At 61.3% G+C, this 12,880-nt stretch carries 14 protein-coding genes; 12 read left to right on the forward strand and 2 right to left on the reverse strand.

The annotated features are described in order from the left end of the window. Positions 1-18 precede the first annotated feature (18 nt). The 9 genes from RBI05_RS07440 to RBI05_RS07480 all read left to right on the forward strand — a co-directional run bounded on the left by RBI05_RS07440 (position 19) and on the right by RBI05_RS07480 (position 9,732). The gene (locus RBI05_RS07440) at positions 19-657 is read left to right on the forward strand and encodes a nitroreductase family protein (protein ID WP_150459671.1); all 639 of its coding nucleotides are present in this window, start codon (positions 19-21) and stop codon (positions 655-657) included. Positions 658-692: 35 nt separating this feature from the next. Beyond that, positions 693-989: a putative quinol monooxygenase gene (locus RBI05_RS07445; protein ID WP_310550614.1), complete on the forward strand. Its 297-nt coding sequence runs from the start codon at positions 693-695 to the stop codon at positions 987-989. A 189-nt stretch (positions 990-1,178) separates the two neighbouring features. Beyond that, on the forward strand, positions 1,179-1,898 hold the full coding sequence (locus RBI05_RS07450; RefSeq protein WP_310550615.1) for an ABC transporter ATP-binding protein: 720 nt from the start codon (positions 1,179-1,181) through the stop codon (positions 1,896-1,898). A gap of 6 nt (positions 1,899-1,904) precedes the next feature. Further along, positions 1,905-4,355, forward strand: a complete 2,451-nt coding sequence (locus RBI05_RS07455) for a COG1361 S-layer family protein (RefSeq protein WP_310550616.1) — start codon at positions 1,905-1,907, stop codon at positions 4,353-4,355. After that, complete coding sequence (locus RBI05_RS07460) at positions 4,342-5,775, forward strand: ABC transporter permease (RefSeq protein ID WP_310550617.1); 1,434 nt, start codon at positions 4,342-4,344, stop codon at positions 5,773-5,775. Before RBI05_RS07455 ends, RBI05_RS07460 begins: the two co-directional genes overlap by 14 nt. A 195-nt stretch (positions 5,776-5,970) precedes the next feature. Continuing rightward, complete coding sequence (locus RBI05_RS07465; RefSeq protein ID WP_310550618.1) at positions 5,971-6,354, forward strand: hypothetical protein; 384 nt, start codon at positions 5,971-5,973, stop codon at positions 6,352-6,354. A 101-nt stretch (positions 6,355-6,455) separates the two neighbouring features. Further along, positions 6,456-6,785, forward strand: coding sequence for an ArsR/SmtB family transcription factor (locus RBI05_RS07470; RefSeq protein WP_150459665.1), 330 nt, complete (start codon positions 6,456-6,458; stop codon positions 6,783-6,785). Positions 6,786-7,042: 257 nt separating this feature from the next. Next, entirely contained in the window at positions 7,043-8,836 is a 1,794-nt protein-coding gene (locus tag RBI05_RS07475) for a SulP family inorganic anion transporter (protein ID WP_310550619.1), read from the forward strand. Positions 8,837-8,937: 101 nt separating this feature from the next. Continuing rightward, a complete protein-coding gene (locus tag RBI05_RS07480; RefSeq protein ID WP_310550620.1) occupies positions 8,938-9,732 on the forward strand; it encodes a DUF1361 domain-containing protein in 795 nt (264 codons plus the stop codon). On the opposite strand, the gene RBI05_RS07485 is transcribed toward RBI05_RS07480, so the two are convergent. Then, positions 9,633-10,019 carry an MGMT family protein gene (locus tag RBI05_RS07485; protein ID WP_310550621.1) on the reverse strand — a complete coding sequence of 129 codons (387 nt, stop codon included), beginning with the start codon at positions 10,017-10,019 and terminating at the stop codon, positions 9,633-9,635. The genes RBI05_RS07480 and RBI05_RS07485 overlap by 100 nt on opposite strands. A 128-nt stretch (positions 10,020-10,147) precedes the next feature. On the opposite strand from RBI05_RS07485, the gene RBI05_RS07490 reads away from it, so the two are divergent. From RBI05_RS07490 to RBI05_RS07500, 3 genes are all read left to right on the forward strand, one after another. After that, the gene (locus RBI05_RS07490; protein WP_310550622.1) at positions 10,148-10,846 is read left to right on the forward strand and encodes a hypothetical protein; all 699 of its coding nucleotides are present in this window, start codon (positions 10,148-10,150) and stop codon (positions 10,844-10,846) included. Next, on the forward strand, positions 10,843-11,397 hold the full coding sequence (locus tag RBI05_RS07495; RefSeq protein ID WP_310550623.1) for a DUF1697 domain-containing protein: 555 nt from the start codon (positions 10,843-10,845) through the stop codon (positions 11,395-11,397). Before RBI05_RS07490 ends, RBI05_RS07495 begins: the two co-directional genes overlap by 4 nt. Before the next feature lie 68 nt (positions 11,398-11,465). Then, positions 11,466-12,080 carry a hypothetical protein gene (locus RBI05_RS07500; RefSeq protein WP_310550624.1) on the forward strand — a complete coding sequence of 205 codons (615 nt, stop codon included), beginning with the start codon at positions 11,466-11,468 and terminating at the stop codon, positions 12,078-12,080. Here the strand turns inward: RBI05_RS07500 and RBI05_RS07505 are convergent. Further along, complete coding sequence (locus RBI05_RS07505) at positions 12,059-12,604, reverse strand: histidine phosphatase family protein (protein ID WP_310550681.1); 546 nt, start codon at positions 12,602-12,604, stop codon at positions 12,059-12,061. The two genes, RBI05_RS07500 and RBI05_RS07505, sit on opposite strands and share 22 nt — an antisense overlap. Positions 12,605-12,880: the final 276 nt, after the last annotated feature.

Below are 12,880 nucleotides of genomic sequence, written 5' to 3' on the forward strand. Positions count from 1 at the left end.
ACGAAGGAGATTATTAACATGAATCAAGCACAGCGCAGCAACGATTATCAGGCTATTGTGGCGGGTCGCCGGTCGATCCGCAAATATGATCCGAGCGTGAAGATCAGCAAGGAAGAAATGACGGAAATTCTGACCGAAGCCACACTGGCTCCGTCGTCGGTCAATCTGCAGCCATGGCGCTTCCTGGTTATTGAGAGCGAAGAAGGCAAGCGCAAGCTGGCGCCTCTGGCCAAGTTCAACCAGCTGCAGGTAGAGACCTCGGCGGCTGTCATCGCGATCTTCGGCGATATGAACAGCATCGAGTATATTGAAGAGATCTACGGAACGGCGGTTGCCAAAGGCTTGATGCCGCAGGAAGTCAAGGACCGCCAGGTAACCTCGATCTCGGCCTACTACTCGAACACCTCGGAGCAGGTGAACCGGGAGACCGTTCTGATCGACGCGGGCCTTGTCTCCATGCAGCTCATGCTCGCCGCTCGCGCCCACGGCTATGACACCAACCCGATCGGCGGCTACGAGAAGGATCAGATCGCCGAAGCCTTCGGCATGGACAAAGACCGCTATGTTCCGGTTATGCTGCTGTCGATGGGCAAGGCCGCCGAAGAAGGCTATGCGTCGGTTCGTCTGCCGATCGAGCGCATTGCGGATTGGAAATAACCCATCGTTCCCGAAGAAAAGGAGGATAACAGCCCATGTTCATTATTCATGCACGCATGACGGTTAAGCCGGAAGCCCAGGCTGAATTTCTGGAGGCGGTACGCACCCTGCTGACGGCGACCCGCGCGGAAGAAGGCAACCTTTCCTACGATCTCTATGAGAATGCGGAACGTCCGGGAGACTTCGTGATGGTGGAAGTATGGAAGGACGGAGCCGCCGTTCAGGCTCATAACGCCAGCCCGCATTTCCAGGCTTTTGCCGGCCAGGCGTCCTCGTATCTGACGGCCCCGCTGGATGTGAAGGTCTACCAGGCCGAGCAGGCGCAGATGTAAGCTGTTCATGGCAAGCCCCCGCGGAGTTCTCCGTGCGGGGCTTTTTTGACATTCGGTTAAGAAAATGAAACGTATCTGCTAACAAATTGAGACCCTCCTCTTCATCTTTCTCTGTACAATAAGGAAGAGTGCATACATATAAGCAAAAAAGAACAAAAAGAGTAAATTCTGTGGAAGGGATCGGTGAAGGTGAACGAGAACGGGAACAGGCCGATTATCGAAATTACCGATCTGCGCAAGGTCTATCGGATCGGCGGGGAGCGCGTGGTCGCCCTGGGCGGCATCAATCTGACCATCGGCCGGGGCGAGTTCTGCTGTCTGCTCGGCACCTCGGGGTCCGGCAAGTCCACTCTGCTGAATCTCATGGCGGGGCTGGAGAAGCCGACGCGGGGTACGGTCCGGATCCGCGGACAGGCCGTCAGCGGCATGTCGGAGAAGCGGCTCGCCCGGTTCCGGCAGGAGCATCTGGGATTTATTTTTCAGTCGTACAACCTGCTTCCGGCGCTCAGCGCGCTGGAGAATGTGGCGCTGCCGCTGACCTTCAAGGGGATCTCGCGTTCGGCCCGGGAGAAGCGGGCGCGGAAGCTGCTGGCGGCCGTCGGCCTCGCCTCGCACGAGAAGCACAAGCCGTCGCAGATGAGCGGCGGGCAGCAGCAACGGGTCGGAATCGCGCGGGCATTCGCGGCGAAGCCGGAAATTATTTTTGCCGATGAGCCGACCGGCAATCTGGATTCCAAGACAACGCTGGAGGTGCTGGAGCTGATGAAATCGCTGGCTCGCCGAAACCGGCAGACGATTGTCATGGTCACGCACGACAACGAGATTGCCCGGTACGCAGACCGCGTCGTCCGCATCATCGACGGCGGCATCCGGGAGATTATTGTCCAAAACGAAGCATTCGGGGGTTAGAGAATTATGAAATTCAAGCTGACGGCTGCGGCACTTATTCTGGTGATGCTGGCGGCGCTGTTCCCGGCGGGGCGGCAGACGGCACAAGCCGAGACGGCAAGTCCGGGGCCGGTATATGACCTTACCGGGTACAAAATTTACAAGGGAAACACCGCCCAGATCAATCCGGCGGATGAAGTGACGCTCCGGCTGAGCGTGAATCAGAAGGGCGGCGCGCCGAAGGAGCTGTCTCTGCAAATCGACGATTCCAGCTCGTTCTACGGCAAGGAGGGCAATGTGCTGGATTTGAATAAAGCGGGCGTCGATTACTCGGGAGCGTCTTTCACAGTGGATCTTCCGGTAGTCTACAGCGGCAGCGGGCAAAAGCTTACCGTCAGCTTCCTGCCTGACGGGGGCAGCCCCGAGACCCAGAGCCTGACGATTACGCAGGCGGTTCCGGTCAAGCCGGCGGCGACGCCGACGCCGACCCCGGTGGACACGACAAAGTTCGTGCCCAAGCTGGCGGTGGCCGGAGGCGGAGACGTCCCCTCCGGGGAAGCGGGCGGCATGCTCACGCTGGCGCTGCCGATCAAGAACGGGTCCAGCAATGCGGCCCGGTCGGTGACGGTCACGCTGGAGCCGGGCGATGCGGCGAAGATTCCTTTTGAGGCGGGAGTGGTCAATCTCTCCCAGACAATCGACCAGATCAATCCCGGCGAGACGCGCGCGGCCGCCTTCAATCTGAAGCTGCGCAGTGACGCGGCCGCCGGCGTCTATGCGCTGAAGCTGAATTATGCCTTCACCAATGCGGCGGGCGACCCGTTCACCTCCAGTGAAGGGCTCTATATCAAGGTCACCAACAGCAGCGTGCCGGCCCGGATCTCGCTCGTCTCCGTCAGCCAGACGCCGGCTGAGGCCGTACCCGGCCAGAAGGTGAAGCTGGCGGTACGCATCGCCAACGACGGCACGGTTCCTTCCGGCAATGTCCGGGTTACCTTGACCGGCCTCAAGGCCGACGGCTTCGCCCTGAGCGGCGATACCGGCTCGCGCCGCATCGCTTCCATCGCCGGAGGCGGGACGCAGGAAGCGGTCTTCAGCCTGACGGCAGCCGCAGGGCTTGCCGGCGGCAGCCAGCCGCTCGGCGTGCGGCTGGATTACAAGGATGAGAGCGGAGCGGCCGTCAGCGACGAGAGCCCGATCTTCATTCCGGTCCGGCAGACGGAAGGGGCCGCGCCGGCTGCGGTCGTGATCGACAAGCTGATCTCCCCGGAATCCGTGATGCTGCCGGGCGACAGGTTCAACGTCGGCTTCCGGCTTGTCAACAGCGGGGGCGTGAAGGCGCAGAACGTGAAGGTCTCCGTGACATCCGACAAGGAACTGATTCCGGTGACGCTGAGCAACGTCATTGTGCCTTCGCTTGCTCCGGGCGCGTCGAAGGCGCTCAGCTTCAAGCTGGCCGTCGCTCCCGACGCGGCGACCCGCAATTATCCGGTGTCGATTGCGGTGGAATACGATGTCGTCCAAGCCGGCCAGACGGTGAAGAACACGCTTCAGCAGTATGTCGGCGTCTATGTGCAGGGCAAGGGAGCCGTGACCGCTTCTCCTGAAGCGCTCAAGACGGTTCCGCGCATTATTGTCAGCCGCTATGCGGTTCAGCCCGCTCAGGTGGCGGCCGGGAAGGAAGCGGCGGTGGAGCTGGCGCTGCTTAACACCAGCAGCCTGATGGGCGTCAGCAACATCAAGCTGACGGTCACCTCGGACGACGGCACGTTCACCATTGACGGCAGCAACACGCTGTTCATTGAATCGCTGCCCTCCCGGGGGACGGTGCAGCGGGCCTTGAAAGTCCGGGCCAAGCCGGACGCCGAACCGAAGGTCTATTCGCTGACGCTGAACCTCGACTACGAAGACGCCAAGGGCAATCCGTATACGTCCAAGGAGACCGTGAGCCTGCCGGTCGTGCAGGAGAACCGGCTGAATGCGGGGGAAGTGGCCGTTGGCGGAGAGGCTTATCCGGGCCAGCCGGTTCCGCTCTCTATGGAGTTCTATAACATGGGCAAAGCGGTGCTCTACAATCTGATGGTGACCGTTGAGGGCGAAGGCTTCCAGAGCGCCAACGGCAGCTATTATGTCGGCAACTTCGCCTCGGGCCGCAGCGACACCTTCCAGCCGACGATCACCGCGAACGCGCCGGGCGAACTGAAGGGCGAAGTGGTGTTCGCCTTCGAAGATGCCGCCGGAACGCGCAGCGAGATCCGCAAGCCGTTCAAGGTAACGGTGATGGAGGCGCCTCCGGCCCCGGATATGTCCGGCGCGCAGCCGGAGCAGCCGCTGGAGGCGGGAGGGAAGAGCGCCCTGCGCAAATATCTGCCGTACGGGCTGGCCGCTCTGGCGGTTCTGGCCGGGGCCGTAACGGCCCTGGTGCTGCGGAGAAGACGCCGGAGACGAAAGGAAATGGAACTGGATGACGATTTCTGATTCCGTCCGGCTGGCGCTGATTAATTTCTGGCGGAGCAAGGTGCGCTCGTTCCTGACGATTCTCGGCGTCGTCATCGGCACGGCGGCGATCGTCGTCATGCTGTCGCTTGGCATCGGCATGAATGAGAGCTTCAAGCGGCAGGTCAGCCAGATGGGCAGCCTGACCCTGATCAATGTCTATCTGGATGGAAGCGTCGCTCCGGTCGGCGGGGCGGGAGGAGCGGGGACGGCCAAGCTCGACGACCGCTCCATCCGCGCCATGTCCGAGCTGAAGGGCGTGACGGTGGCGACGCCGCTCGTTCAGACCTCCGCCAAGCTGATCTCCGGCAAGCTGATCAGCTACGTCTCGCTGGTGGGCATTCGTCCGGAGGCTATGGCGAAGCTGGACTTCCCGCTGGCAGAGGGCCGGCTGCTGAACGAAGGCGACGCGATGGATCTGGTCTTCGGTTCCCAGACGTCGATGAATTTCTACAACCCGAAGGCTGTCGTCTACACCCAGCCTCCCCAGATTGATCCGATGACGGCCAAGCTGGAGATGACCTTCGACATGATGTACGGCGAGAAGCAGGCGAATACCGGCGGAGACATGAGCGCTGCGGACAGCGGCAATGGCGACGGCAACGGCGGAAACGGCGGCGGAAGCGGCGGAAACGGCGGAAACGGCGGTGCCAAGTCGGCCGGGCTGTACAAGATCAAAGCCGCCGGTGTGCTGGCCCAGACGCAGAATGAGAAGGACTGGTCGGTCTACATCAATCTGGAGCATCTCCAGAAGCTGATCCGCGAGAATGCGAAGACCGAGAACAGCTCGCTGGCCGGCTTCTCGCAGCAGCAGGGCTACCAGACAGCGATTGTGCAGGTAGCGAACCTCAAGGATGTGGAGCGTGTCCGCGACGCCATCAAGAAAATGGGCTTCGGGACGAGCGCGCTCACCGATGTGCTCAAGGGAATGCAGGAGACGTCGAAGACGCTGCAAATGATCCTCGGCGGCATTGGCGCCATCTCGCTGCTCGTCGCCGCCATCGGCATTACCAATACGATGGTCATGTCCATCTACGAGCGGACCCGGGAGATCGGGATTATGAAGGTGCTCGGCTGCGAGCTGGGCGATATCCGCAGGCTGTTCCTGCTGGAAGCCGGCTTTCTCGGCTTCCTCGGCGGTCTGCTGGGCGTCGGGTTCAGCCTGACCGCCTCCTATGTGCTGAATAAGTTCGGCGCGGGCTCGCTGGGCTCGCTCGGAGGCGGAGGCGGCATGGGCATGGGCGATCCGTCGGCTGCCGCCGCCGGCCAGATTTCGGTCGTTCCGCTCTGGCTGATGGGGTCGGCCGTGCTGTTCGCGACCGTAGTCGGTCTCGTATCCGGCTTCTATCCCGCCCGGCGGGCGATGCGGCTGAGCGCGCTGGAAGCGATCAAAACCGAATAGTTCCGGCACATCAGGCGGCTGCTGCCGCCTGATCCTCCGAAGCGGCGCAAGGCCCGGGTACGCGGAACCCGGGCCTTGCGCCGTCATCGGGCGCGGGAGCCCTCCACGCCATAGGCGGCGATGTCCTGCTCCATCCTTGACAACGTCCCGCCCGGGCGGTACAAATGGGGGAAAGAACGATTGGAGGAACTTGCAGTGGAGATTACGATTGTGTCCCCGGCGGGTCCGGGCGGGCTGCTGACCTTCTCGGCGGCTTGGGGAGAAGGAAGAGGACAGTGGATGGGCCCGCCGCTGCCGCTCCCCGGTGAGCGGTTCGATGTGGAGATGGAGGTGCCGGGCCTGTTCATCCGCTGGGTAAATGCGGTTCCGGCACCGGGGGCGACGTCTCCTTCCATCTCCATTGAAGGGGATGGAACGACGGCGGTGACCGGTGTGCTGGAAGAGCTGGAGGAGGACGGAACCGCCTGGCTCCGGCTCGGCGACCTGGAGCTGACCTTTGAATGCCTCGGCGAGCCGATGGGCATCGGCGGATTCATCACGCTTCGGGCAGACCGGCTTCAGCTCTATCCGAAGGTATAGGAAGCCTGCCTGCCGGGACGCCCGTCCCGGAAGTCTTGAATCGCCGAAGCGTCAAGGGTATGCTAAGCTGTGAGTACAACGGAAGCAGAGGGGTCGGAGCAATGAATTATGAAGTGCAGCAGTTCAAGAGTGAATTCTTCAAGGCGCTGGCCCACCCGATGCGCATCCGCATTCTGGAGCTGCTCAGCGAAGGCGAGAAGAATGTGAACGAGCTCCAGGCTATTCTGGGATCGGAGGGCTCCGCCGTCTCGCAGCAGCTTGCGGTGCTGCGGGCCAAGAATGTAGTGAACAGCGTCAAGGAAGGAACGACGGTCATCTACTCGCTTCGCGATCCGCTCATCAAGGAGCTGCTCGGAGTGGCGAAGCGGATTTTTGACAATCATCTGGTCAGCGCCATCACCATGCTGGAGAATATGCGCAGCGGGGACTAAGCCCGTTCTTCGCTGCGCGGCTTCGGTGGCGACGGCGGCAGTGACAGCGATAGTGACGGCGGCCGTGGCAGCAGGCGGCGGTCGTGAGCGACAGGGACAGCGACAGCCTCAGCGACAGCCGGAAGACCGCCCGCTTGCGAGGCAGAACGGCAGACAGCACCGGGGTGAAGCAGAACGCATTGACAGCGCGGCGGGGCAGGAGTAGTCTTGGCTTTATATTCAAATTATCAGATATTTAAAGAAAAGAAGGTTAGGAAATGAAAAGAGAAAGCCGGTTCGAGGGCTACAATCTGGCGAGCCTGCGCAAGGATCTGATTGCCGGAATTCTGGTTGGCGTCATTGCCATACCGCTTGGCATGGCGTTCGCGATTGCTTCGGGGGTGAAGCCGGAATACGGGATTTACACGACAATTGTGGCGGGTACGCTGATCTCGCTGCTGGGCGGATCGAAGTTCCAGATCGGAGGGCCGACAGGGGCCTTCATTCCGATTTTGTTCGCAATCGGCGCCCGCTACGGCTATGAGAATCTGCTGATTGCGGGCCTGATGGCCGGCGTCATTCTGGTGCTGATGGGACTCCTGCGGCTCGGCGGTCTGATCCGGTTCATTCCGAAGCCGGTTACGGTCGGCTTCACGGCCGGTATCGCCGTCATTATCTTCACGGGCCAGATCGCGAGCTTCCTCGGACTGCGCGGCGTCCGGAGGCATGAGGCCTTCCTCGGCAACATGCATGAGGTCGCCATTCGTCTGGGAACCGTGAACGGCTACAGCGTCGCCACGGCTTGCATTTGTCTGGCCGTTCTGCTGGCCGCCGCCCGCTTCGCGCCGAAGCTGCCGGGCTCGCTGCTCGGGCTGGTCGCCGCCACGCTGGCCGCTTCTCTCTGCTTCCCCGGCCAGGTGGCCACCATCGGAACGGCCTACGGCGACATTCCGAGCACACTGCCGGCCTTCCACGTTCCGGCCGTCACCTGGGACCGGATCGTATTGCTGATCCGGCCCGCCCTCTTGATCGCCCTGTTGGGCGCGATCGAATCGCTGCTGTCGGCCGTCGTCGCCGACGGAATGACCGGCTCCCGGCATGACAGCAACCGGGAGCTGATCGGGCAGGGCATCGCCAACATCTGCGCCCCGCTGTTCGGCGGCATTCCGGCCACGGGCGCGATTGCCCGGACGGCCACGAATATCCGCAGCGGCGCGGCCTCGCCCGTATCGGGCGTCGTGCACGGCGCCGCAGTGCTGCTGATTCTGCTGGCGATGGCGCCGTATGCCTCGCGGATTCCGCTCGCGGCGATGGCGCCGATTCTGATGATGGTCGCCTGGAACATGAGCGAACGGAAGGACTGCGTGCGGCTGCTCAAGACGCGGACCGGCGACTCCCTGGTGCTTGCAGTGACGTTCCTGCTGACCGTCTTTACCGACCTGCCGACAGCGGTGGAGGCCGGTCTTGCCCTGGCGGTCCTGCTGTTCGTGAAGCGGATGGGAGAAGCGCACGGCGTGGCGAAGGCGCTGCCCGATCCCGAATCGGTCAAGGTGCTTCCGCAAAAGGTATCGGCGGGGCAGGATTGTCCGCAGATCGGAATTTACAACGTTGAAGGCCCTCTGTTCTTCGGGACGGCGAACCGCTTCGGGGATGCGCTGCCGCCCTTGGTCCCGGACGGACCGAAGGCGATAATTCTCCGAATGGGCAGAGTGCCGCTGATTGATCTGACGGGCGAGAGCCATCTGGCCGAATGGGCCGGCCGCGTCCGGTCGGCCGGAGGACGGCTTCTGATCTCCGGCATCCAGCCGCAGCCGCTGGAGCTGCTGAAGAAGTCGGGACTCTATGACCGGATCGGAGCGGCGAATTTCTGCGCGCATACCGAGGAAGCGATTCTGTCGGCGCAGAGCGGCATCGACCGCGGCCAATGCTCCGGCTGCCGGCACGCCGCCTTCCGCGAGTGCGGCGTCCTCTCGGGCAGCGAGGGTCGGCTCCGCCAGGGGCTGACCGGCTACAGCCGCGGCCGCACGGCGGCCTGGGACTGGAGCGCGGGCATCCAGTCCAATGAGATGTAGGACGGCCGGGCGCAGGGAGCGGCCGCAAGTTGCACAGCCCCTTCCCGGGCAGGTACAATCATAACAAAGACTTACAGATCGGAAAGGAGAAGACCTGTCCGGTGAAATCGCTGAATCCCGTCAAGCTGCTTGTCCTTCTGGCCGCTCTCTCGGCCGTATCCATAGGCGTCTACCTGGTGGTGGCCGACCGGACGGATACCTATTACCGGTTCATGCTGTGGAATCTGTTCCTCGCTTGGGTGCCGTTTCTGTTCTCCACGGCGGCCTATGCGCTGGACCGGTCGCAGCGGGGAACGATTCTGCTGATCCCGCTGGGCGCGGCCTGGCTGCTGTTTTTTCCGAACGCGCCGTATATTATGACAGACCTGCTGCATCTCACCGTCCGCAGCCGCCGCTATATCGTGGAAGGAGCGGTCCAGAGCCGCTACTGGTACGACCTGGCGATGCTGCTGCTGTTCACCTGGAGCGCATGGCTGACCGGCTTCTTCTCGCTGTACCAGTTCCAGTCCGTTATCTGCAAGCGCAGCGGCCGGGTCCGTTCCTGGATCTTCGTACTGGCTGCCTGCCTGCTGGGCGGGTACGGGGTGCTGCTCGGGCGGGTATACCGGCTGAACAGCTGGGATGTGCTGACCGACCGCCACCAGCTCTACCGGCTGATGGTGGACAGCGTGAACCGGCAGTCGCTGTTCTTCACGGCCTTCATGGCTTTCGTGCTGCTGATCGTATACACGACGCTGTTCAGCCTGTTGAACGCCCGGGGCTCGTCGTTCTCGCTGTCGGCTTCGGCCCCTCTCCGTCAGCCGTCGGCCGGCCCGGGCGCTCCTTCGGCGGACGCTCCCCCGCCGGACGCTTCCGGCGCGCGGAGCTCGTCCGCCTCGCCTGGAACGAACCGGTAACGGTCGAGCGGGATAAGGTCCCGCTCGTCGAATTCAATGCCCTCCGAGAGCAGATACAGTCTCTGCCGGTCGGCGTCCTCGGCGTCCTGGAGCGCGATGCGGCCCTGGGCATTGACGACCCGGTGCCAGGGCAGCCGGTATTTGCGGCTCATCGCATGCAGGATGCGAACCACCTGACGGGCAGCCCGCGGACTGCCGGCTGCGGCGGCAACTCCGCCGTAGGTCATGACCTTTCCTTCCGGAATGGAAGAGATGACGGCGATGGCCCGTTCGGTAAAAGGCTTCATGGAAATGGAGGCCTCCTTGTTCATGATGATAGCGGCCGGAGTCCGGCCGGGCTTTCCTATCATCTTGCCCCGGACGGGGCTTTTTTTCAAGCCATGCCAGACTGCCTTAGATAAAGGAGGTCCAGCGGATGGACATCAAATGGATCAGCCTGCCCTCGCACTGGGGGCGGGACGCCCGGCATAAATATTACGATCAGGGCTCGGACACGCTCGCGGTAATTTTTCCGGGCAAGAATTATCCGGCCGAGCAGCCGCTGCTCTACTACGCCGTTCGTTCGGCGCTGGGGCAGGGCTTCAATGTGCTGGAGCTGGAATACGGATACCGCAGCGCCCGCAAGGAATTGAAGAAGGAAGAGCTGGATGTGCTGGCCCGGGAGTGCGGCGAGGCGATCGGTCTGTTCCCGGAAGCCGCCCGGCTTGTGTATATCGGCAAAAGCATCGGAACCGTTGTGGCGGGTCAGCTCGCAATTCGCGAGAACCGGCCGGTCGACTGCCTTTACTTGACTCCTCTGCCCGAGACGGTGCCGTTCATCACCGAGACCGGAGGAATGGTCATCTATGGCAGTGCCGACCCTATGTTCCCTCCGCGTCTGGCGGAGGATCTTAGCGGGCACCCGCATGTGGCGCTGTACCGGATGGACGATGCCAATCACTCGCTGGAGGCGGGCGGAACCGGGGAGTGTCTGGCTATTCTTATGGTGGTTAATGGTTTATATGGTGAATATTTTACAGCCGTGAAGCTGGAAGCCGAAGCCGGCCGGATGGCATATGAAGAGGAAGGCAGAGGAGAGCATCCTGCGGATGGAGAGAGGGAGGAGAGACGATGACGGACGAGAAGGCGGGGAAGAAGATCGCGCTTATTCGTGGCATCAATGTCGGCGGCAAAACGCTGAAGATGGAGACGCTCCGTCAGGAGCTGACCGCCCGCGGGTTCACCAATGTGAGAACCTATATCCAGAGCGGCAACGTGGTATTTGACGGCCGGGAGGCGCCGGACGGCGAGACGGCCCGGACGCTGGAGCAGATCATCCGCGAGACGTTCGGTTACAGCGCGGACGTGATGGTCCGCAGCGCAGCGGAGTGGAGGAGGATTATAGAGCGAAACCCCTTTCCGCTCGCCGCTCCGGAGGACGGGAAGCGTCTGCACCTGTTCCTGCTGGCCCGGGAATTGGACGAAGCGGCGCTGGCCCGCCTGAAGCCGTACGGCGAAGCAGAGGACCGTATTCATGTTAACGGCCGGGAAATGTATGTGCTGTTTGGCACGAAGATGAGCGATTCGCCGCTGTTCAAGCTGTCCCTGGACAAGCTGCTCGGCTTGTCGGCGACGGCGCGCAACTGGAACACGGTGATGAAGCTGGCGGAGATGTGCGAAGAGTGAATGGCCGGTTCTTTATAGGAAATAAAAGAATATGTTCAATTATCCTGCAGAAGGGAGTTTCTGGCAATTTGAAGAAAAAGGCCCTATTCTTCGTAGTATGCGCCGCTGCGCTGACCGCAGTCGCAGGCGTAACGTATTCCAGTCTGAAGCCGGGTCATGAACCCGGGATGTCTTATGAGCGTTATACCGCTGCGGCCGGGTCCATCGTGGATGTTTTTCGGGATAAATACGGATCAGCACTCCTTATCGACGAGCAGCCGGCGGTCATTGCCTATCCGGAGGACCCCGACAAGAGGTGGGCCTCTACCCGGTTCGATGCTGTGTCGGACAATGCGGCCGCTCCCATGAAGAAAGAGTTCTATATCAAGAGCAGGGATGCTAGCCTGGCCACGAAAGTAGGATTGTATTACAGCCCCCGCCAGAAGGGGCAGACCTTCCTGAGCATGAACCGGATCGACGGCTTCACTTCGGAGAGGCTGCCCGGGCTAGGCGATGAGCTTCCGCGAATATATGTAAATACGCTGGGCGGAGACGGGATCATCTATCAGATTACGACCTTCTCCCTGAAACCCTCCTCCGCCCAAGCGCAGGAAGACCCTATGATCCGCGAGAATGCAAGGGTTACCCGGGAACTGGAACAAGCGGTTACGGACAGGGCAGCTTATTCCTCCCACACCCGGTGAAGGGTTGGCGCAGGCTCTCCCGCGAAGGTTAACCGAAATACATCCGGGTTCGATAAGGCTTCCCATTCCTTAAATCCGATCCGGGGCTCAAAATACTTAAGCAGAAGAGAAATCAAATTGCCGTGTGACACGAACACGATGTTCCGGTATTCGCGGTTCAGCGCCTCCGTTACTGCACGAATCCCCCGGTCCATGGCGGTGCTGCTGGACTCGCCCCCCGCGTAACACAGATCCAGGTCTTCAAAGGTCTTGCGCAGCTGCTCCCGCCAATCCGGCTGGTTCACATCCGACAGAACCCTCTCGGCCAGTCTCTCATCCAGAACTACTTCGATGCCTGTGCGTTCCGCCAAGGGAGCAATCGTCTGGTAAGCCCTTTCAAAAGGACTGGAAACGATATAATCGATGTTCTTATCCAGGAAGAAATGGGCAAGGCGCTCCGCCTGCCTGCGGCCGGATTCCGTAAGCTTCGCTTCGCGCGCTTGCCCTTCGGCTTGGCAATGCCGCACGATATAAATCGTTCTCACCATTCAGTTAATCTCCTTTCAGTTTATCTCCTTCTGAACTGACCTTCTGCACGAAGAACCTATGTGAGATTACAGTAGCATATGAGGCAACGACAGTGTAGCGATAAGATGAACAAGAGGGGCGGAAAGCCCCTCTTTTCTGTTTTTTCCGATATATTTTTAGCGGCAACCCCTCGAATACTCCGTATCCGTCCCCTCCAGCAGCCTTCAGCAAACATTCAGCCTGCACTCATAGACCGTTAAGGTGGCGGTGCGATACTACCCTTACATAAATGC

The organism is Paenibacillus glufosinatiresistens, from assembly GCF_031470375.1.
GTDB lineage: Bacteria > Bacillota > Bacilli > Paenibacillales > Paenibacillaceae > Paenibacillus_AQ > Paenibacillus_AQ glufosinatiresistens.

What these genes read in the sequence shown, in the direction of transcription:
- RBI05_RS07440 (WP_150459671.1), top strand. Translation starts at nt 19, where the DNA reads ATGAATCAAGCACAGCGCAGCAACGATTATCAGGCTATTGTGGCGGGT.
- RBI05_RS07445 (WP_310550614.1), top strand. Translation starts at nt 693, where the DNA reads ATGTTCATTATTCATGCACGCATGACGGTTAAGCCGGAAGCCCAGGCT.
- RBI05_RS07455 (WP_310550616.1), top strand. Translation starts at nt 1,905, where the DNA reads ATGAAATTCAAGCTGACGGCTGCGGCACTTATTCTGGTGATGCTGGCG.
- RBI05_RS07460 (WP_310550617.1), top strand. Translation starts at nt 4,342, where the DNA reads ATGACGATTTCTGATTCCGTCCGGCTGGCGCTGATTAATTTCTGGCGG.
- RBI05_RS07470 (WP_150459665.1), top strand. Translation starts at nt 6,456, where the DNA reads ATGAATTATGAAGTGCAGCAGTTCAAGAGTGAATTCTTCAAGGCGCTG.
- RBI05_RS07475 (WP_310550619.1), top strand. Translation starts at nt 7,043, where the DNA reads ATGAAAAGAGAAAGCCGGTTCGAGGGCTACAATCTGGCGAGCCTGCGC.
- RBI05_RS07485 (WP_310550621.1), bottom strand. Translation starts at nt 10,019, where the DNA reads ATGAAGCCTTTTACCGAACGGGCCATCGCCGTCATCTCTTCCATTCCG.
- RBI05_RS07490 (WP_310550622.1), top strand. Translation starts at nt 10,148, where the DNA reads ATGGACATCAAATGGATCAGCCTGCCCTCGCACTGGGGGCGGGACGCC.
- RBI05_RS07495 (WP_310550623.1), top strand. Translation starts at nt 10,843, where the DNA reads ATGACGGACGAGAAGGCGGGGAAGAAGATCGCGCTTATTCGTGGCATC.